An 18,302-nucleotide genomic window follows, 5' to 3' on the forward strand; every position below is an offset into this window, starting at 1 on the left:
CCAGAGATCTTCATGACCAACCCACCTGTTGTCCTGATCACAGGCGTTTCCTCCGGCATCGGCCTCGCCGCAGCCAAGAAGTTCGCCGCGCGCGGCTGCCGTGTCTTCGGCACTGTGCGCAACCTCCAGAAAGCCACCTCGGTCACAGGTGTCGAGCTGGTCGATATGGACGTTCGCAGCGACACCTCGGTTCTTGCCGGCGTGCAGACAGTGATCAGCCGCGCTGGGCGGGTCGATGTCCTCGTCAACAACGCCGGCGTGAACATGATGGGCGCGGTGGAGGAGACCACGCCTGCCGAGGCGGCCGCCCTGTTCGACACCAACGTGCTGGGCGTTCTCAGGGTCTCACAAGCGGTCCTGCCGCACATGCGGGAGCAGCGGCAGGGCCGGATCGTCAACGTCAGCTCGGTACTGGGGTTCCTGCCGGGCCCCTACATGGGCCTCTACGCCGCATCCAAGCACGCCGTCGAAGGGCTGTCGGAATCCTTGGATCACGAAGTGCGCCAGTTCGGCATCCGCGTGACCCTGGTCCAGCCTTCCTACACAAAGACCAGCCTCGATGCCAACTCGCCCCACACGGCCACGTCGATCGAGGCCTACGACGAGGAACGTCAGCGGGTCACGCGCTCGTTCTCGACCCATGTCAATGGCGGCGATGACCCGGCGACCGTCGCCAACACCATCGTCGATGCGGCGGCCGGGACCTGGCGGATGCGACGCCCGCCTCCGGGCCAGGCCTCGCTGCTGAGCAAGTTGCGCCGCTTCATGCCCGCCGGTCCTGTCGACAAAAGCCTGCGCAAACAGCTGGGCCTGGGCTGAGCCGAAGCCGGTGCGGATTCCCTTCGGCAAGTCATGGCCGAGCAACGCCCCCACGTGGGGTCAATCGTGTTGGCGTCCACGTCAACAACATCTATGTGAGGCATCAATGTTTTCCAAGACTATCTACTCTGTGGGTGCCCTTCTTGCCCTGACAGCGCCGCTTTGCATCGCCCAGCAGCCTGCGCCGGAAAGCAAAAAGAATGATGAGAAGCCTGTCGCCGCACCGGCCCCGCAGAAAAACTGTCGCAACATCAGCGCAGAGATTCGTTCGGGCGCCCCTCTCACGCGTGAGATCGTGATCGCCGAGTTGGTCCGTGCGCGGGCTGAGGGCGAACTGGATTTCCACATCAGCTCAACTCCGCCTGCTGTCTATCGGCCGATGTGTGAGCTGGCCCCGAAGGCGGATGCTGCTCCGGCAAAAGGCAAATAGGGACGCTGCGCAAGCCTCAAGGGCGAGTCGATGCGCAAGGTGAGGGCGCGGAATCGATGTCCTACAGATGCTGAACGGTGATCTTTGCTGACACACGTCCTTGAAGGGCACACCGCGCGCCGTTCAAGCTGGCACTCTGAAGTCGGCTTGGCAGCGCGGACTCGATTTCGGCAACGATACGGACGCGCGCCCCTCGAGAGACCGAATGACGCATATCGCTTCCGCCACCTTTGTCGTCATCGCGCCCGCCTTGCTGAGCGCCTGCATCGTCGCGCCGCAGTCCCGGTCGTCCAACGCAAATGACGCCGCCATCATGGCCAGGAAAAGCGGTCTCGCGCTGGCCGCCTGCGGCTCCGGCAACGTCAAGGGCTGCAAGTGATGCCCCGTGGCCTTCGGTCCCTCGGCGTGCAGGTCACCGTCAATCGCTCAGCGTGTTGAGCGAAATCCGGTAGGCGATAGACGCGGCGGCGCGTTGTGCGTCTATGGAATCAAGATGACTCACAGGTGGCGTGCTGACCGCGCTGTCATTCCAATCCATCGAACGGCTGACCTTTAACGCCAGCCACACACGACGAGCGCGAACGCACAGGACAGCGCTGCCGAGGCCTACGACAAGGCCGGCAACAAGCCACTGCCATCGCGAGCTACCCCCGCTCGACCAGAAGCTCTAAAGCCCTGTCGAGCGGTTGAAGGTGCTAGGGGGCGCCGCAGAAGAAAGTCAACGGCAACTTAACGACTTGTCGAAGGAGGCACTGATGAACATGACCCGACGCGAGCACCTAAGCATACTGACCACGCTGTGGGGCATGGGCGCAGGCCCAGCGCTTGCAGCTGACCCGCCCCTGTACGGAACCTGGACCGGCATCCTTGACCTTGGCAACGTCCAGCTGACCCTTCGGCTAGTCATCGATGGCAAGGGTGTCCTTGCCATCAGCGTCGATCAGGGCGGCGCCAGCGTGGCTGGCAGCGACGTGGTCTTGGAAGGCGAGCGGGTCAGCGTGAACTTCAAGAAGGTCCGCGCGCGCTTCGAAGGCAGCCTCGCAGACGCCGACCATATCGACGGCGTGTTCACGCAAGCGCGCCCCGTCAAGTTGCGACTGGCGCGCGGGGAGGTGGCTGAGCCTGTAACCGAGCAAGTCTGGCCGCCCCTAACACGCGAGCTGCTGGATGCCAAGCGCGCGGCCGCTGCAACGCCCGCCATGGGCGCGGCCTGGTCGAGAGGCGCCCGATCCGGGCTGCTTGTCTCGGGCCTGCGCGCCAGCGACGCCAACATAGCCGTCCAGCCCGAGGACCAGTGGCATTGGGGGTCGATCACCAAGTCCATGACTGCAACTCTGTGTGCCCGTCTGGTCGAGGCCGGCGTCATCCGCTGGGACACGACGATCGCCCAGATCCTCGACGACGTGGATGCAACAGTGCCCCAGCCCTACCGGGACGCCACGCTCGTGCATCTGCTCAGCCATCGCGCAGGCCTTCAGTCCAATGTGACCAAGATCAACGAGTTCAGCTTGGCATTGGCGGACGCCCGCGTAGAGCGGCTGAGGTACGTGCGGCTCGCGCTCGCCCAGAAGCCCGTCGGCGCGCTAGGAGCTCAGCTGGCCTACAGCAACAACGGCTACATCGTCGCTGGCGCCATGCTGGAGAAGCTCACTGGCAAGCCTTGGGAGAATCTCATCCAGACCGAAGTCTTCGCGCCTTTGGGTATCAAGCATGCTGGGCAGGGAGCGCCAGGTGCACCCGGCAGGCTCGATCAACCGGTTGGCCATGCCGTGGCCGACGGCAAGCGACAGCCGCATCGCCCCGGCCGGCCGGATGACGACAACCCGGTGGCACTAGGGCCTGCAGGCCGCGTGCACATGCCCCTGGCGGACATGCTCGTCTACCTCTGCGCCCATCTCAACCGTCCCTCAAACTTCCTGCAATCGGCGTCGTGGGACAAGCTCCACACACCGCACTTCGGCGACAGCTATGCGCTTGGCTGGGAAACCGGCATGAACGGCCGGCTCTCCCATGGCGGTTCGAACACCATGTGGTTCGCCGAAGTCATGATCGACCGGAAGATGGGCACCGTTTGTGCCGCTTGCGCCAACGACGCAGCGGAGTCCACAAGGAGTGCGGTGCAGGATCTGCTGCAGTCGGCGCGAGCTACCTCCCTAAGTGGAGAATGAGCGTCTCGGAAATGGCCCACGCAGCGTTGGATTTGGGAGCCCGGTGCGTATCGCGCGATTGCCGACCTTCTTGGGCCAAATCGAGCAATCAAATGGCGCAGATAGGTCGCCATGAGATTGGCGCGCGGCGCGTAGGTGGTCGTACAGGTTGGCACGCGGATCTGGCACTGCAGTCGAACGGTAGGTTCTGAGGGTGAAGGTGCCGGGTTGGTCCGGCGACGTTCAACGGGCGGTTTCGGCGCGAACTGTCGCTCGTACCGTGGGCGACCAACGACTCAGATCAGCCCGAAGCGGTCCACTGACCCGCCGCGCGCAATATCTCTGGACGCGCCGATCAGCCGCTGTCGGATTCGGTGATCAAAAGACGATGGACCGGGTGCTCTGGTGCCGTCGGAATATGCAGGCCACCTCAACGCCCGTCCTCGGCTGGACCGCCATGGCGAAAAAGCGATGGCCAACAGTACGACAACCCCTGTCTCTGACGGGTCCCCTACCCCACTGCTCCACGCTCAGCGAACGGCCACTGAAGGCCCGCACAAACCGACAACAGCAACTCATCCCCCCATTTCGACGGCCTGTCGCTCGCCGCTAGGTCCTGACCCGGCCCTGGAGATATGGTGTGCTACATCAGCAACACACCCCGGAGCTCACATGACTCCCACCTGGACAGACCAGGCGCCGATCTACCAGCAGCTGGCCGACCGACTGGCCGTGCAGCTGCTCGACGGCAACCCCTCGGAGGGCGAAGCGCTGCCCTCGGTGCGCGTGCTGGCCAGCCAGTACGTCATCAACCCGTTGACGGTGACGCGGGCGCTGCAGGCGCTCAGCGACCACGGTCTCATCGAGACGCGGCGCGGGCTGGGGATGTTCGTCACGGCCGGCGCGCGCGAGCGGCTGCTCCGTCATGAGCGCGAACAGTTCCTGCAGAAGGACTGGCCCGCCCTCAGAGCCAAACTCAAGCGGCTGGGCCTGACGGCCAAGGATCTGAACTGGGAGTCGACATGAACAACACCAATCTCATCGAAGCCAGGAACATCACGCTGGCCTACGGCAAGAAGACGGCGCTGAACGAGGTATCCATCGCCGTGCCCAAGGGTCGCGTGGTGGGGCTGCTGGGCCACAACGGCGCGGGCAAGACGTCGCTGATGAAGGCGCTGGTCGGGCTGCTGCCGGTGCAGGGCGATCTGCGCGTGCTGGGCCTGGAGCCGACGAAGAACCGCCAGCAGCTGCTGACCGAGCTGAGCTATATCCCCGACGTGGCCGTGCTGCCGCGCTGGGCGCGCGTGCATGAGCTGATCACGCTGATGGGCAAGCTGCAGCCGAAGTTCTCGGCCGAGCGGGCGCGGGCGCTGCTGAAGCGCACCAGCGTCGGCGAGGGCGACAAGATCAAGAGCCTGTCCAAGGGCATGGTGGCGCAAACGCACCTGGCGCTGATCGCCGCCATCGACGCGAAGCTGATGATCCTGGACGAGCCGACGCTGGGGCTGGACGTGATCTCGCGCAAGAGCTTCTACGAGATGCTCATCGACGAATGGTGCGACGGCGAGCGCAGCGTGCTGATCTCGACGCACCAGGTGGAAGAGGTCGAAGCGTTGCTGTCCGACGTGATCATGCTGGACGAGGGCCGCGTGGCGCTGGCCATCAGCCTGGAGGACATCGACAGCCGCTTCGTTGCGCTGAACCACGACCAGGCCGCCGCGGACGCGATGGCGGCTGCCCACCCGCTGCTGCGCTACCGCGAGCAAGGGCGCACGACGTCGCTGTTCGACGGCACGCCGCCCGACCACGTGGCGAGCCTGGGCCAGCGCGTGCGGCCCAGCCTCGTCGACCTCTTCATGGCGCTGACCCGCAACCCGGCGCTGAACAAGGCCCAGGCCTGAACACCAAGGAGACGCCATGACTTCGCATATTCCTGCCCTGTTGCTGCGCGAGTGGATGCAGCACAAGCGCGGCTGGCTGCTGACGCTCGCGCTGCCGCCTGCCCTGTTCCTGATCATCCTGCCGTTTGGCGAGACCCACGGCATGCCGGACCAGCCGCTCGCCGCCGGACTGATCGTCGTGATGGCGACGATCATGGTTCTGCTGGTCATCGCTGCACTGAGCGCGGCCTTCCAGTTGCCGGGCCTGGCACGCCGGGACGTGCAGGACCGTTCCATCGAGTTCTGGCTGTCACTGCCCGCCAGCAACAGCGAGAGCCTGCTGGCGACACTGCTGGCGCACACGCTGCTGGTGCCGCTGGCCGCCGTGGTGTTCGGCTTCGGCATCGGCTACGGAGTTGCCGCCGCCGTGGTGTTGAAGTCGACCGGCGTCGAGGGGCTGATGGCCGTGCCGTGGGGTCAGGTCTCGCTGCTCGCGGTCCCGGCGATGCTGCGCATTGCTCTGGGCGTGGTGCTGGCGCTCGTCTGGCTGGCGCCGCTGGTTCTGATGGTGATGGCGACGTCGGCGTGGCTGAAGCGCTGGTCGGTCGCCGCCATCACGGCGGTAGCGGTGATCACCTGCGCCATCCTGCCCAAGGTCTATGGCTTCGTGGCGATCCGCGACTGGCTGGACGTGCAGCTTGCCGGCGCCTGGCATGCGCTGCTGGCCAACCCCCAGCAACTGGCGTCGAGCCCGGCACAGATGGCGTCAGTCGACAGCAGCGAGGCCTGGCATTGGGCCGTGGCGGATGCCGCCCATGAGTTGCAGGCGCTGCTGAGCTGGCAGGTCGCCAGCGGCCTGGCCGTCGCCGCACTGGGCTTCTATCTGCTGATCCTGCGGCGCCGGCGCGCGGGCTGAGTGCCAAGCCATCGTCCATGAAAAAGCCCGCCGATGGCGGGCTTTGTTCTTGGCGGGGTGCGGATCAGGCCGCAGAAGCCGCGCCGGCCGCCGGCGGCACGATGCGAGCGGCCATCTCCTTGCGGAAACGGTTGAGCTCCTGCACGGTCGCGAAGCTGCGGTCCATCAGCAGGCTCATGTTGTGCAGGATGCGCTCGACGACCTTGTTCTCCCACACGGTGTCGAACTGGATCTGCGTGTCCAGCCAGCGCTCCAGCCACTCGGGGTCGGGCAGGCGGCTCTGGATGGTGTCGCGTGGGAACAGCTTGGCGTTGACGTGCAGGTTGGTAGGGTGCAGCGCCTGGGCGGTGCGGCGAGCCGAGGCCATCAGCACGCCGACCTTGGCGAAGGCGGCACGCGCCTCGTCGCCGAACTTGGTCATCGCGCGCTTCATGTAGCGCAGGTAGGCGCCGCCATGGCGGGCCTCGTCGCGCGACAGGGTTTCGTAGATGGCCTTGATGACCGGTTCGGTGTGCCATTCGGCGGCACGGCGGTACCAGTGGTTCAGGCGGATCTCCCCGCAGAAGTGCAACATCAGCGTCTCGAGCGCCGGCGCGGGGTCGAAATCGAAGCGCACCTCGTGCAGTTCCTGCTCGGTGGGCACGAGGTCGGGGCGGAAGCGCCTCAGGTACTCCATCAGCACGAGGCTGTGCTTCTGTTCCTCGAAGAACCAGACCGACATGAAGGCCGAGAAATCGCTGTCCTCGCGGTTGTCGCGCAGGAACATCTCGGTGGCGGGCAATGCCGACCACTCGGTGATGGCGTTCATCTTGATGGTCTGCGCCTGCTCGTCAGACAGCAGGCTGGCGTCGAACTTGTCCCAGGGGATGTCGCTGTCCATGTTCCAGCGCACGGCTTCGAGTTGCTTGAACAGTTCGGGGTAAAGCATGGTGAATCCTCGTTTAGAGGCGGGATTCTAAAAGTTCGCACCGCCTCGGGGTGTCGGACCGGGTGAAGTCGCGCCTGAGCCCCCGCGAACGCGGTGCGACGGCACTGTTTGCAAACGGCGTTCAGCGCCCCAAGGGTCCGGGACGACAGCCAACACGGTTGGCAACAATCGTCGCTTGAATTTGGTACAGCAGCGCGTAACTTTGTGCTCTGAGCCGACTGACCGGCTACACACGTCGAAAACACGAGCAACGCTCGGCAAGGAGGAGACCCCACCCCACGGAATTTAGGCCGCTCAACCTGCTCTGGAAGAGCAGCAATCTTGGAGCCGTTCTCCTCCTCCTCCCTCCCTCCCTCGTTGGCTCCGAGGCGTTCTGCGGCCGCTTTTACAAGCCGGGCCCGTGTCGTGCGACACGGGCCTTTTGCTTTCGGGCAGAACTACTTCAGCCAGCCTTTGCGGCGGAAGTAGATGAAGGGCGCGGCCACCGACAGCAGCATCAGCACCAGCGCGAACGGATAGCCCCACTGCGACTCCAGCTCGGGCATGTTCTTGAAGTTCATGCCGTAGATGGACGCGATCAGCGTCGGCGGCAGCAAGGCGACGCTGGCCACCGAGAAGATCTTGATGATCTTGTTCTGGTTGATGTTGATGAAGCCGACCGTGGCGTCCATCAGGAAGTTGATCTTGTCGAACAGGAAGGCCGTGTGCGAGTCCAGCGAGTCGATGTCGCGCAGGATCTGGCGCGATTCCTCGAACTGCTCGGCATTCAGCATGCGGCTGCGCATCATGAAGCTGACCGCGCGGCGCGTGTCCATCACGTTGCGACGGATGCGGCCGTTCAGGTCTTCCTCGCGGGCGATGGAGCCCAGCACCTCGCCGGCCTCGGCGTCGGTGACGTCGCTCTTCAGCACCCGGGCGCTGACGGCCTCCAGTTTGTCGTAGATGCCCTCCAGCACGTCGGCCGAGTACTCGGCGTCGGCGTCGTAGAGCTTGAGCAGCACGTCCTTGGCGTCCTCGATCAATGCCGGGATGCGCCGCGCGCGCAGCCGCAGCAGGCGGAACACCGGCAGGTCCTCGTTGTGGACCGAGAACAGCACGTTGTTGAACAGGATGAACGCCACGCGCACGTTGCGCGCCGGCCTGGCCGCCGGGCCGTCATCGCCCTCGATGAGAAAGTCCGAGCGGATGTGCAGCTCGCCGTTGTCCTCCTCGTAGAAGCGCGCCGACTCCTCCAGGTCCTCGTCGACGATGTCCTCGGGGATGGTCAGCCCGAAACGGTCGCGAATCCACCCCTTCTCTTCCGCGCTGGGGCTTTCCAGGTCGACCCAGACCGGGCGCGACTGGGCCAGGGCTTCGGCGGTTTCAATTTCCTCCTGGAACAACCCACCCTTCAGGCGGCCATTGTCCAGCGTGAACACATTCAGCATGCATCGTCTCCAGCAGCGCTGGCAAGGGGACGACGCGGCGCGCCGTCCGGGGTGGCGGGATTCAGTTCAACCGTCTCACTCCGGGCGGGGGGCGCCGTTCAGCGCACATGGCAGGAGTGGACGGTCACCGAGGGTGACTGCTGTCCAAGAAGGGCTCCGTCGGGGGAATAGCCGCGGATTATTGCACCGGCGCAAGTCGTGAAAGAAGGCGCAAAAACGAGACCTGACCCACGACAAAAGCTCACCGTCATCCCCTTGTCATGCAGCCGCTTCGCGCGCAAACTGGACTCGTCGATTCCCCACTCCCACCCACCTCCGCTACCTGTAAACACCTCCTCCCTCCTCCCCTTTCCTCAGTTTTTCTGGTTCCGTTTTTCCGACCCAATCCTCTGAAAGGAGGCTTTATGAATCTGACGATCAGTGGCCATCATCTCGAAGTCACGCCGGCTCTGCGCGAGTACGTGCTTACCAAGCTGGATCGCGTGACACGCCACTTTGACCAGGTCGTTGACATCAACGTCCTGCTGACCGTGGAGAAGCAGAAGGAGAAGGAACGCCGCCAGCGCGCCGAAGTGACGCTGCACGTGAAGGGCCGCGACATCTTCGTGGAGCAGTCCCACGAAGACCTCTACGCCGCCATTGACCAATTGATGGACAAGCTCGACCGCCAGGTCTGCCGCCACAAGGACAAGGTCCAGGACCACCACCACGCCTCGGCCAAGCGCCTCGAGGTTCCCGCTCGCTGATCGCAGCGGCTCATGTCAAGGCGGCCTGCGGGCCGCTTTCGTTTTTGTGATGTGCAAAGCGGGCCGCGCAGTCGCAATCGGTTGTTGCTGCAGTGCCGCAAAAACCCGCATTCGGGGGTCGGCGACGGCGTTTTGCACGCCTCGGGGATCGACCGCTCCCCCCAAAACCGCCCGCAGTTCCATAATCTGCGACTCTGATTGACCCACCCGCCCTGTTTAGGCCGCGCTTCAGGCGCCCCCGACACTCGGCCCCAGCCCCATGAACCGTCTCGCCGCCATCCTGCCCGCCGACAACGTGTTGGTGAACGTGGATGCGTCCAGCAAGAAGCGCGCCTTCGAACACGCCGGCCTGCTGTTCGAAAACCACCACCAGATGGCCCGGGCGCTGGTCACCGACAACCTTTTCGCCCGCGAGCGCCTGGGCTCGACCGGCCTCGGCCATGGCGTCGCCATTCCGCACGGCCGCGTCAAGGGCCTGAAGAACCCGCTGGCCGCCGTGCTGCGCCTGCAGCAGCCGATCGCCTTCGACGCGCCGGACGACGAGCCCGTGGGCCTGCTGATCTTCCTGCTGGTGCCCGAGGCGGCCACGCAGCGTCATCTGGAGATCCTGTCCGAGATCGCCGAGATGCTGTCCGACCGCGAACTGCGCGAGCAGCTCAAGACCGAGCCCGAAGCGGCGACGCTGCACAAACTCATCGCGGCCTGGGAGCCGCTGAAGTCCGTCGCCTGATGCCGCCATTCGGCGCTTCGCGTAAACCCTATAACCGAGACGCGGCGGCGGGCCGAGCGCCGGGCCGCCCCAAGCCGGGCCGCCGTCCCCTCGGGGGACCGGCTGACGTACCCGGCAGCCGAGGGGCTCCATGAAACCCACCTCCATCAGCGCCGAGCGGCTGTTTGAAGAGCACCGCGAGGCCCTCCGCTGGGAGTGGATCGCCGGCCACGCCCACCCCGAGCGCCGCTTCGACGAAGCCGCCGTGCGCGATGCGCAGAGCGCAGCCGACCTGGTCGGCTACCTGAACTACATCCACCCCTACCGGGTGCAGATCGTGGGCCGCCGCGAGGTCGCCTACCTGAGCCAGGACGGCATCGACATCCAGGACCAGGACCGCCGCATCTCGCGCATCGTGACGCTGGAGCCGCCGGTCATCATCGTGGCCGACGACTGCGTGCCGCCGCCACGGCTGGTCGCGATGTGCGACCGCGCCGAGATTCCGCTCTTCCGTACCCACGAGTCGGCCGGCCATGTCATCGACCTGGTGCGCGGCTACCTGTCCCAGCTGTTCGCCAACCGCACGACGCGCCACGGCGTGTTCATGGACATCCTGGGCCTCGGGGTGCTGCTGACCGGCGAATCGGGCCTGGGCAAGAGCGAGCTCGGCCTGGAGCTCATCTCGCGCGGCCACGGCCTCGTGGCCGACGACGCGGTGGACTTCTTCCGCATCGCCCAGACCGCCATCGAGGGCCGCTGCCCCGAGTTGCTGCTGAACCTGCTGGAAGTGCGCGGCATCGGCCTGCTGGACATCAAGGCCATCTTTGGCGAGACGGCCGTGCGCCGCAAGATGCGCCTGAAGCTCATCGTCCACCTCGTGCGCAAGGAGACGATGGAGCGCGACTTCGAGCGCCTGCCCTACGAACCGCTGCACGAGGACGTGCTGGGCATGCCGGTGCGCAAGGTCGTCATCGCCGTGGACGCCGGCCGCAACCTGGCTGTGCTGGTGGAGGCCGCCGTGCGCAACACCATCCTGCAGCTGCGCGGCATCGACACGTACAAGGAATTCGTAGAGCGCCACCAGCGCGCCATCGACAGCGGTTCGATGGACTGATGGCGTTGCAGGGATTCGGCGACATTGCGCGCCTGCTTGTCCTCAACACGGACAGCTACAAGACCAGCCACTGGCGCCAGTACCCGCCCGGCACCACCACCGTCTTCAGCTACATCGAGGCCCGCGGCGGCGCGCTGCCGTACACGGTGTTCTTCGGCCTGCAGGCCATCCTGAAGGAATACCTCGTCAAGCCGGTCACGGCCGACGACGTGGCATTCGCTACCGAGATCTGCGCCGCCCACGGCGTGCCGTTCAACCGCGAGGGCTGGCAGCACATCGTCGACGCCCATGGCGGCAGGCTGCCGCTGCGCATCCGCGCGGTGGCCGAGGGCACGGTCGTTCCGATCAACCACGCCCTCGCCACCGTCGAGAACACCGACCCGGCGTGCTGGTGGCTGACGAGTTATGTCGAGACGGCGCTGCTGCGCGTCTGGTACCCGACGACGGTGGCATCGCAAGGCCTGGCGACGCGCCGCCTCATCGCCGGCGCGCTGGCCCGCACCGGCGATCCCGCCGGCCTGCCGTTCAAGCTGCACGACTTCGGCGCCCGCGGCGTGTCGTCGCTGGAGTCGGCCATGCTGGGCGGCATGGCGCACCTCGTGAATTTCCGCGGCACGGACACGATCACGGCGCTGCTCGGCGCCCGCACCTACTACGGCGAGCCCATGGCCGGCTTCTCGCTGCCGGCCGCCGAGCACAGCACCATCACGGCCTGGGGCCGCGCCGGCGAGCTGGACGCCTACCGCAACATGCTGCGCCAGTACGGCCGGCCCGGCGCGCTGCTGGCGGTCGTGTCGGACTCCTACGACCTCGACGCCGCCGTCTCCCGGCTCTGGGGCGGCGCGCTGCGCGAGGAAGTCATCGCCAGCGGCGCGACGGTCGTCATCCGCCCGGACAGCGGCGACCCGACCAGCGTCGTGCTGCGCACCGTGCGCGCGCTGGACGCCAGCTTCGGCGCCGACGTCAACGCCAAAGGCTTCCGCGTGCTGCGCCACGTGCGCGTCATCCAGGGCGACGGCATCACGCGCGAATCCATCGCCAGCATCCTGGGCGCGCTGGAGTCGGCCGGCTACTCGGCCGACAACGTCACCTTCGGGCAAGGGGGTGCGCTGCTGCAGCAGGTCCACCGCGACACACTAGGCTTCGCGATGAAGGCCTCAGCTGCGCAGGTGGGCGGCGAGTGGCGTGACGTCTTCAAGGCCCCCGTCACCGACCCCGCCAAACGCAGCAAGGCCGGGCGGCTGACGCTGATGCGCCGCGCCAATGACAGTTCCCAGGCCTTTGCGACCGTGCGGCTGGATTCACCCGGCTACCAGCAGGCACTGGCCGACGGCGCGACCGAGGCGTTGCGCACCGTGTTCGAGGACGGACGGCTGCTGGTGGACGACAGCTTCGCGGCGATCCGGGCCCGCGTGGGCGGGGAGTGCTGAACGGGTCCTCGCGATGCAGCTCGCCCAGATTTGGGATGGGCTGCAAGGCACAAACCGGAGTCGGGTTGAACACCCGACGAGAATTTGCAACGCGGCAGACCGCCCAAAGCTGGGATGCGCTGCGCGCGCAGGACTCGTTCAGCGCTTCCTGTCAGGCCTTGTTGGGGCAGTCGACCTTGGTGCAGGTCGCGTAAAGCGCCAGCGAGTGCTCCTGCAGCTGGAAGCCCCGCTCGCTCGCGATGGCGTGCTGGCGCTCCTCGATGCCGGTGTCGAAGAACTCCTCGACCTTGCCGCAGTTCAGACAGACGAGGTGGTCGTGGTGATGGCCCTCATTGAGCTCGTAGACGGCCTTGCCGGTCTCGAAATGGTTGCGGCTCAACAGGCCGGCCTGCTCGAACTGCTGCAGCACGCGGTAGACCGTCGCCAGGCCGATGTCGGCGCCTTCACCGAGCAAAGCCTTGTAAACATCTTCTGCGGTCATGTGTCGCTGCGCCGAGCGTTGGAAGATCTCCAGGATCTTGATGCGCGGCAGCGTCGCCTTGAGGCCGCTGTTCTTGATGTCGCTGGTCTGGGTCTTGGCAGAGGAAGGCATGGCGCAATGGGCCGGGGCGCCGAAGGGGCCCCGCTAGAATCCGCGCGATCATAGCCAGCCGGTCTTCCGGCGGGTGTTTCTCGTCCCTTCTGCTGCCGCCCGATGCGTCCCTTGCTTGCCTCTTTCCCGCTGCTCGCGCTGCTCGGCGGTTGCTCCCACCTGCCCAACTGGGCCCAGCTGCCCTCCGTCACCGGGGAAAAGGTGCTCGGCCTCGTCACGCCCTACCGCGTCGAGGTCGTCCAGGGCAACGTGCTGACCAAGGAGATGGTCGCCCGCGTCAAGCCCGGCATGCCCAAGGCTCAGGTGCGCGACCTGCTGGGCTCGCCCCTGCTGACCGACGTCTTCCACGAATCGCGCTGGGACTATCCCTTCACGATCCGCCGCCAGGGCGCGCCCTACCAGCAGCGCCTGGTCGTCGCCGAGTTCGACGGCGACAAGCTCAAGACGCTGACGGTGCCCGACGACCTGCCGACCGAGAACGAGTTCGTCGCCTCGGTCAACACCTTCAAGCCCGGCAGCAAGCAACCCAAGCTGGAACTGAGCGAAGCCGAACGCGCCGCGCTGCCGCCGCCCAAGAAGAGCGCCGAAGCCGCGCCGACGGCCGCCGCCGAAGGCCCCGCGCCCGGCCGCACCTACCCGCCGCTGGACGCCGCGCCGGCCAAGGCGGGTTCGTGATGATCAGGATCGCTGTCATGGGCGCCTCCGGGCGCATGGGCAAGATGCTCATCGAGGCCGTCCAGGCCACGGATGACTGCACGCTGCATGTCACGCTGGACAAGGGCGACGACGTCCGCGCGGGCCTGGCCGGCGCCGACGTGATGATCGACTTCACGCGCCCCGAGGCGACGCTGGCCCATCTGGCCGTCTGCGCCGACCTGGGCGTCAAGGCCGTCATCGGCACGACCGGCTTCGACGACGCGCAAAAGGCCGAAATCGCCAGGTTCGCCGAGCGCACCGCCATCGTCTTCGCGCCCAACATGAGCGTGGGCGTCAACGTCGTGCTCAAGCTGCTGGACATGGCCGCCCGCGCGCTTGCCGAGGGTTACGACATCGAGATCGTCGAGGCGCATCACCGCATGAAGGTCGACGCACCCAGCGGCACCGCGCTGCAGATGGGCCAGGTCGTCGCCGATGCCGTCGGCCGCGACCTGAAGTCCTGCGCCGTCTACGGCCGCGAAGGCGTCACCGGTGCGCGCGACCCGTCGACCATCGGCTTCGCGACCGTGCGCGGCGGCGACATCATCGGCGACCACACCGTGCTGTTCGCCGGCATCGGCGAGCGCATCGAGGTCAGCCACAAGGCCACCAATCGCACGATCTACGCCCAGGGCAGCCTGCGCTGCGCGCGCTACCTGGCGAGCTTCACGAAGGGCAACGGCCTGTTCGGCATGAACGACGTCCTCGGGTTCAACACCTGACCATGGTGGGCTTCGCGGAGTTCTGGGGCCAGAGCGACGCGATCGGTCGCGCCGTCGCGCTGCTGCTGCTGGCCATGTCCGTCAGCGCCTGGGCGCTGATCCTGTGGAAGGCCTGGCTGCTGCGCCGCGCGCGCAAGGGGCTGGTGCGCGCCGTGCCGGCCTTCTGGTCGGCGGCCGGTGTGGCCGAGGGCCGCAGCGCGCTTCAATCCTTCGACACCGAAGCCCTGCTGCTGCCGCTGCTGGACGCCGCGACCGCGGAGACCCGCACCGCGACGCTGGACGCCGCAGGCAAGCGTGAGTCCCGCCTGACCCGCCGCCTGCGCGATGCACTGCACGCGGTGCTGGCCCGGCTGCAGTTCGGCCAGGTGCTGCTGGCCTCCATCGGCGCGACCGCCCCCTTCGTGGGCCTGTTCGGCACCGTCTGGGGCATCTACCACGCGCTGGTCGGCATCTCGGCCGCCGGCAACATCACCATCGAGAAGATCTCCGGCCCGGTCGGCGAGGCGCTGATCATGACGGCCGCGGGCCTGGCGGTGGCCATCCCGGCCGTGCTGGCCTACAACGTGTTCGGCAAGCTGGTGGCCGCCTGCGAGGCCGACCTGGAAGGTTTCGCGCACGACCTGCGCGAGCTGCTCGACCAGGACTGATCGTGGCATTCGGCCGGCTTGAGAAACCGGAAGGGGCGCGCCCCATGAGCGACATCAACATGACGCCGCTGATCGACGTCATGCTGGTGCTGCTGGTCATCTTCATGATCACGGCGCCGCTGATGACCGCCTCGCTGCGGCTGGACCTGCCCAAGGCCGAGGCCGCCACGCCGAGCGACGCACCGAGTTTCATCGCCGTGGCCATCACGCCGGATGGCAAGCTGCATCTGGGCGAGGACGAACTCGACGCCAAGGCCTTCCAGCAGCGCATCGCCGAGCTAGGCCGCGCCAACGCGCAGATGGAGGTGCAGCTGCGCGCCGACCAGGCGGTCCCCTATGGCCGCGTGGCCGAGCTGATCGGCTGGGTGCAGGCCGCGGGGCTAAACCGCATCGCCTTCGTCGCCCAGGCAGCCGCTTCCGCGCCCTGAGCGAAGGGCCGCCGGGAGGGCGGCACCTACAATTTGGGCCATGAACGCCAAGACCGAAGCGCCCAGCTACAACCCGAACGAGATCGAAGCCGCCGCCCGTGCCTACTGGACGGAGCGCGACGCCTACCGCGTCACTGAAGTACCGGGCAAGCCGCACTTCTACGCCTGCTCCATGCTGCCCTACCCCTCGGGCAAGCTGCACATGGGCCACGTGCGCAACTACACGATCAACGACATGCTGGCCCGCCAGCTGCGCATGAAGGGCTACAACGTCCTCATGCCCATGGGCTGGGATGCCTTCGGCCTACCGGCCGAGAACGCCGCGATGAAGGGCAAGGTGCCGCCCGCGCAGTGGACGTACTCGAACATCGCCTACATGAAGGGCCAGATGCAGGCCATGGGCCTGGCCATCGACTGGAGCCGCGAGGTCGCGACCTGCCAGCCCAGCTACTACAAGTGGAACCAGTGGCTGTTCCTGAAGATGCTGGAAGCCGGCATCGCCGAGCGCCGCACGCAGGTCGTCAACTGGGACCCGGTGGACCAGACCGTGCTGGCCAACGAGCAGGTCATCGACGGCCGCGGCTGGCGCTCGGGCGCGCTGGTCGAGAAGCGCGAGATCCCCGGTTACTACCTGAAGATCACGCAGTACGCCGAGGAGTTGCTGTCGGCGGTCGCCAACCCGGAAGACCCGAACTACCTGAGTGGCTGGCCCGAGCGCGTGCGGCTGATGCAGGAGAACTGGATCGGCAAGAGCCAGGGCGTGCGCTTCGCGTTCCCGCACAGCATCGAAGGCGGTGGCGGTCGCCTGTGGGTGTTCACCACCCGCGCCGACACCATCATGGGCGTGACCTTCTGCGCCGTGGCGCCGGAGCATCCGCTCGCCACCATCGCCGCCAAGAACAAGCCCGAAGTGGCCGCCTTCATCGAGGAATGCAAGGCCGGCGGCACGACCGAGGCCGAGCTGGCGACGCAGGACAAGAAGGGCGTGCCGACGGGCCTGTTCGTCACGCACCCGATCACGGGCGCTCAGGTCGAGGTCTGGGTCGGCAACTACGTGCTGATGAGCTACGGCGACGGCGCCGTCATGGGCGTGCCGGCGCACGACGAGCGCGACTTTGCGTTCGCGAACAAGTACGGTCTGCCGATCAAGCAGGTCATCGCCGTCGATGACGGTCCCTATGACGACAAGACCTGGCGCGAGTCCTACGGCGACAAGGCCAAGGCCCGCTGCATCAACTCCGGCGTGCTGGACGGCCTGGGCCATGTGGACGCCGTCAACAAGGTCGCCGAGCTGCTGGCCGCCCAGAGCCTCGGCGAGAAGAAGACCACCTGGCGCCTGCGCGACTGGGGCGTCAGCCGCCAGCGCTATTGGGGCACGCCGATCCCCATCATCCACTGCGATGACTGCGGCGTGGTGCCGGTGCCGGAGAAGGACCTGCCCGTCGTGCTGCCCGAGGACCTGATCCCGGACGGCAGCGGCAACCCGCTGAACAAGCACGCCGGCTTCCTGAACGTGGGCTGCCCGAAATGCGGCAAGCCGGCCAAGCGTGAGACGGACACGATGGACACCTTCGTGGATTCGTCCTGGTACTTCATGCGCTACTGCGACCCGACCAACGACGACGCGATGGTCGGCGCCGGCACGAAGTACTGGATGCCGATGAACCAGTACATCGGCGGCATCGAGCACGCCATCCTGCACCTGCTGTACGCGCGCTTCTGGACCAAGGTCATGCGCGACCTGAAGCTGGTGGACGTGTCCGAGCCGTTCCAGAAGCTGCTGACGCAAGGCATGGTGCTCAAGGGCGCTTTCTTCCGCAAGCCGGAAGACGCCGGCAAGAACTACTACTGGGAACACGAAGTCGACGTCATTCGCAACGAACACGATGCGATCGTTGGCGGCACGCTCAAGGCCGATGGCCTGCCGCTGACGTACGAGATGACGACCATGTCCAAGTCGAAGAACAACGGCGTGGACCCGCAGGCGCTGATCGACCAGTACGGTGCCGACACGGCCCGTCTGTTCGTCATGTTCGCCAGCCCGCCGGAGCAGACGCTGGAGTGGAACGATTCAGCCGTCGAAGGCGCACACCGCTTCCTCAAGCGCGTGTGGAACTTCGGCACGCGCAACGCCGACGCGATCAAGACGGGTGGCGCCGACTACGCCGCGCTGAACGGCGACGGCAAGGCGCTGCGCCGCGAGGTGCACAACGTGCTGAAGCAGGTCAGCTACGACTACGAGCGCATGCAGTACAACACCGTCGTCTCCGGCGCGATGAAGCTGCTGAACGCGCTCGAAGGATTCAAGGCCGAGGGCCAGGCCGCTGCGGTGCGCGACGGCTTCTCGGTGTTGCTGCGCGTGCTCTACCCCGCCACGCCCCACATCGCCCACCAGCTGTGGCAGGACCTGGGCTTTGCCGCCGAGCTGGGCGACCTGCTCGACGCGCCCTGGCCCACGGTGGATGAAGCCGCGCTGGTGCAGGACGAGATCGAGCTGATGCTGCAGGTCAACGGCAAGCTGCGCGGCTCGGTCAAGGTGCCGGCCGGTGCCGACAAGGCCGCCATCGAGGCCGCCGCGCTGGCCAACCCCGAGTTCATCAAGTTCAGCGAAGGCAAGGCGCCGAAGAAGGTCGTCATCGTCCCCGGCCGCCTCGTCAACGTGGTCGTGTGA

Annotated in this window: 19 protein-coding genes; 16 read left to right on the forward strand and 3 right to left on the reverse strand. The window is 66.5% G+C overall.

Going from position 1 to position 18,302, the window contains the following annotated elements; all coding sequences use genetic code 11:
* The first annotated feature begins 12 nt into the window (after positions 1–12).
* From ACG04R_RS06515 to ACG04R_RS06545, 7 genes are all read left to right on the forward strand, one after another.
* A complete protein-coding gene (locus tag ACG04R_RS06515) occupies positions 13–819 on the forward strand; it encodes an oxidoreductase (protein ID WP_394408287.1) in 807 nt (268 codons plus the stop codon).
* A 106-nt stretch (positions 820–925) separates the two neighbouring features.
* Complete coding sequence (locus ACG04R_RS06520) at positions 926–1,249, forward strand: hypothetical protein (RefSeq protein ID WP_394407332.1); 324 nt, start codon at positions 926–928, stop codon at positions 1,247–1,249.
* A 205-nt stretch (positions 1,250–1,454) separates the two neighbouring features.
* Positions 1,455–1,628, forward strand: coding sequence for a hypothetical protein (locus ACG04R_RS06525; protein WP_394407333.1), 174 nt, complete (start codon positions 1,455–1,457; stop codon positions 1,626–1,628).
* Positions 1,629–2,004: 376 nt separating this feature from the next.
* Entirely contained in the window at positions 2,005–3,417 is a 1,413-nt protein-coding gene (locus tag ACG04R_RS06530; RefSeq protein ID WP_394407334.1) for a serine hydrolase domain-containing protein, read from the forward strand.
* A 651-nt stretch (positions 3,418–4,068) separates the two neighbouring features.
* Complete coding sequence (locus tag ACG04R_RS06535; RefSeq protein ID WP_394407335.1) at positions 4,069–4,422, forward strand: GntR family transcriptional regulator; 354 nt, start codon at positions 4,069–4,071, stop codon at positions 4,420–4,422.
* The gene (locus ACG04R_RS06540; protein WP_394407336.1) at positions 4,419–5,297 is read left to right on the forward strand and encodes an ABC transporter ATP-binding protein; all 879 of its coding nucleotides are present in this window, start codon (positions 4,419–4,421) and stop codon (positions 5,295–5,297) included. Before ACG04R_RS06535 ends, ACG04R_RS06540 begins: the two co-directional genes overlap by 4 nt.
* 16 nt (positions 5,298–5,313) lie before the next feature.
* A complete protein-coding gene (locus tag ACG04R_RS06545; protein WP_394407337.1) occupies positions 5,314–6,192 on the forward strand; it encodes a hypothetical protein in 879 nt (292 codons plus the stop codon).
* 64 nt (positions 6,193–6,256) lie between these two features.
* Here ACG04R_RS06545 and ACG04R_RS06550 read toward each other — a convergent pair whose 3' ends face one another.
* A complete protein-coding gene (locus ACG04R_RS06550) occupies positions 6,257–7,120 on the reverse strand; it encodes a ferritin family protein (RefSeq protein WP_394407338.1) in 864 nt (287 codons plus the stop codon).
* A gap of 437 nt (positions 7,121–7,557) precedes the next feature.
* Positions 7,558–8,547 carry a magnesium/cobalt transporter CorA gene (gene corA, locus ACG04R_RS06555; protein WP_394407339.1) on the reverse strand — a complete coding sequence of 330 codons (990 nt, stop codon included), beginning with the start codon at positions 8,545–8,547 and terminating at the stop codon, positions 7,558–7,560.
* 404 nt (positions 8,548–8,951) lie between these two features.
* On the opposite strand from corA, the gene hpf reads away from it, so the two are divergent.
* The 4 genes from hpf to ACG04R_RS06575 all read left to right on the forward strand — a co-directional run bounded on the left by hpf (position 8,952) and on the right by ACG04R_RS06575 (position 12,546).
* Positions 8,952–9,293, forward strand: a complete 342-nt coding sequence (gene hpf / locus ACG04R_RS06560; RefSeq protein ID WP_056200061.1) for a ribosome hibernation-promoting factor, HPF/YfiA family — start codon at positions 8,952–8,954, stop codon at positions 9,291–9,293.
* Positions 9,294–9,552: 259 nt separating this feature from the next.
* A complete protein-coding gene (gene ptsN, locus ACG04R_RS06565; RefSeq protein ID WP_233393524.1) occupies positions 9,553–10,023 on the forward strand; it encodes a PTS IIA-like nitrogen regulatory protein PtsN in 471 nt (156 codons plus the stop codon).
* Between the two features lie 130 nt (positions 10,024–10,153).
* Positions 10,154–11,116: an HPr(Ser) kinase/phosphatase gene (hprK, locus tag ACG04R_RS06570; RefSeq protein WP_394407340.1), complete on the forward strand. Its 963-nt coding sequence runs from the start codon at positions 10,154–10,156 to the stop codon at positions 11,114–11,116.
* Positions 11,116–12,546: a nicotinate phosphoribosyltransferase gene (locus tag ACG04R_RS06575; RefSeq protein WP_394407341.1), complete on the forward strand. Its 1,431-nt coding sequence runs from the start codon at positions 11,116–11,118 to the stop codon at positions 12,544–12,546. The genes hprK and ACG04R_RS06575 overlap by 1 nt, the downstream gene beginning before the upstream one ends.
* Before the next feature lie 151 nt (positions 12,547–12,697).
* Here the strand turns inward: ACG04R_RS06575 and fur are convergent, their stop codons facing one another.
* Positions 12,698–13,138 (reverse strand): ferric iron uptake transcriptional regulator, encoded by a 441-nt coding sequence (gene fur / locus ACG04R_RS06580; RefSeq protein WP_394407342.1) that lies wholly within the window; start codon positions 13,136–13,138, stop codon positions 12,698–12,700.
* A 102-nt stretch (positions 13,139–13,240) separates the two neighbouring features.
* On the opposite strand from fur, the gene ACG04R_RS06585 reads away from it, so the two are divergent.
* From ACG04R_RS06585 to leuS, 5 genes are read left to right on the forward strand one after another with little or no spacing between them, the layout of a single operon-like run.
* Complete coding sequence (locus tag ACG04R_RS06585) at positions 13,241–13,813, forward strand: outer membrane protein assembly factor BamE (protein WP_394407343.1); 573 nt, start codon at positions 13,241–13,243, stop codon at positions 13,811–13,813.
* Complete coding sequence (dapB, locus tag ACG04R_RS06590; protein ID WP_394407344.1) at positions 13,813–14,556, forward strand: 4-hydroxy-tetrahydrodipicolinate reductase; 744 nt, start codon at positions 13,813–13,815, stop codon at positions 14,554–14,556. The genes ACG04R_RS06585 and dapB overlap by 1 nt, the downstream gene beginning before the upstream one ends.
* A gap of 2 nt (positions 14,557–14,558) precedes the next feature.
* On the forward strand, positions 14,559–15,203 hold the full coding sequence (locus tag ACG04R_RS06595; protein WP_394407345.1) for a MotA/TolQ/ExbB proton channel family protein: 645 nt from the start codon (positions 14,559–14,561) through the stop codon (positions 15,201–15,203).
* A 2-nt stretch (positions 15,204–15,205) separates the two neighbouring features.
* On the forward strand, positions 15,206–15,631 hold the full coding sequence (locus tag ACG04R_RS06600; RefSeq protein ID WP_394407346.1) for an ExbD/TolR family protein: 426 nt from the start codon (positions 15,206–15,208) through the stop codon (positions 15,629–15,631).
* A gap of 40 nt (positions 15,632–15,671) precedes the next feature.
* Complete coding sequence (gene leuS, locus ACG04R_RS06605) at positions 15,672–18,302, forward strand: leucine--tRNA ligase (RefSeq protein ID WP_394407347.1); 2,631 nt, start codon at positions 15,672–15,674, stop codon at positions 18,300–18,302.

This window comes from Pelomonas candidula (assembly GCF_043555985.1).
In the GTDB taxonomy this organism is placed as follows: Bacteria; Pseudomonadota; Gammaproteobacteria; order Burkholderiales; family Burkholderiaceae_C; genus Pelomonas; species Pelomonas candidula.

Excerpts from the sequence above, each read along its gene's own strand:
- ACG04R_RS06515 (WP_394408287.1), top strand. The coding sequence starts at position 13 with ATGACCAACCCACCTGTTGTCCTGATCACAGGCGTTTCCTCCGGCATC.
- ACG04R_RS06520 (WP_394407332.1), top strand. The coding sequence starts at position 926 with ATGTTTTCCAAGACTATCTACTCTGTGGGTGCCCTTCTTGCCCTGACA.
- ACG04R_RS06525 (WP_394407333.1), top strand. The coding sequence starts at position 1,455 with ATGACGCATATCGCTTCCGCCACCTTTGTCGTCATCGCGCCCGCCTTG.
- ACG04R_RS06530 (WP_394407334.1), top strand. The coding sequence starts at position 2,005 with ATGAACATGACCCGACGCGAGCACCTAAGCATACTGACCACGCTGTGG.
- ACG04R_RS06535 (WP_394407335.1), top strand. The coding sequence starts at position 4,069 with ATGACTCCCACCTGGACAGACCAGGCGCCGATCTACCAGCAGCTGGCC.
- ACG04R_RS06540 (WP_394407336.1), top strand. The coding sequence starts at position 4,419 with ATGAACAACACCAATCTCATCGAAGCCAGGAACATCACGCTGGCCTAC.
- ACG04R_RS06545 (WP_394407337.1), top strand. The coding sequence starts at position 5,314 with ATGACTTCGCATATTCCTGCCCTGTTGCTGCGCGAGTGGATGCAGCAC.
- ACG04R_RS06550 (WP_394407338.1), bottom strand. The coding sequence starts at position 7,120 with ATGCTTTACCCCGAACTGTTCAAGCAACTCGAAGCCGTGCGCTGGAAC.
- corA (WP_394407339.1), bottom strand. The coding sequence starts at position 8,547 with ATGCTGAATGTGTTCACGCTGGACAATGGCCGCCTGAAGGGTGGGTTG.
- hpf (WP_056200061.1), top strand. The coding sequence starts at position 8,952 with ATGAATCTGACGATCAGTGGCCATCATCTCGAAGTCACGCCGGCTCTG.
- ptsN (WP_233393524.1), top strand. The coding sequence starts at position 9,553 with ATGAACCGTCTCGCCGCCATCCTGCCCGCCGACAACGTGTTGGTGAAC.
- hprK (WP_394407340.1), top strand. The coding sequence starts at position 10,154 with ATGAAACCCACCTCCATCAGCGCCGAGCGGCTGTTTGAAGAGCACCGC.
- ACG04R_RS06575 (WP_394407341.1), top strand. The coding sequence starts at position 11,116 with ATGGCGTTGCAGGGATTCGGCGACATTGCGCGCCTGCTTGTCCTCAAC.
- fur (WP_394407342.1), bottom strand. The coding sequence starts at position 13,138 with ATGCCTTCCTCTGCCAAGACCCAGACCAGCGACATCAAGAACAGCGGC.
- ACG04R_RS06585 (WP_394407343.1), top strand. The coding sequence starts at position 13,241 with ATGCGTCCCTTGCTTGCCTCTTTCCCGCTGCTCGCGCTGCTCGGCGGT.
- dapB (WP_394407344.1), top strand. The coding sequence starts at position 13,813 with ATGATCAGGATCGCTGTCATGGGCGCCTCCGGGCGCATGGGCAAGATG.
- ACG04R_RS06595 (WP_394407345.1), top strand. The coding sequence starts at position 14,559 with ATGGTGGGCTTCGCGGAGTTCTGGGGCCAGAGCGACGCGATCGGTCGC.
- leuS (WP_394407347.1), top strand. The coding sequence starts at position 15,672 with ATGAACGCCAAGACCGAAGCGCCCAGCTACAACCCGAACGAGATCGAA.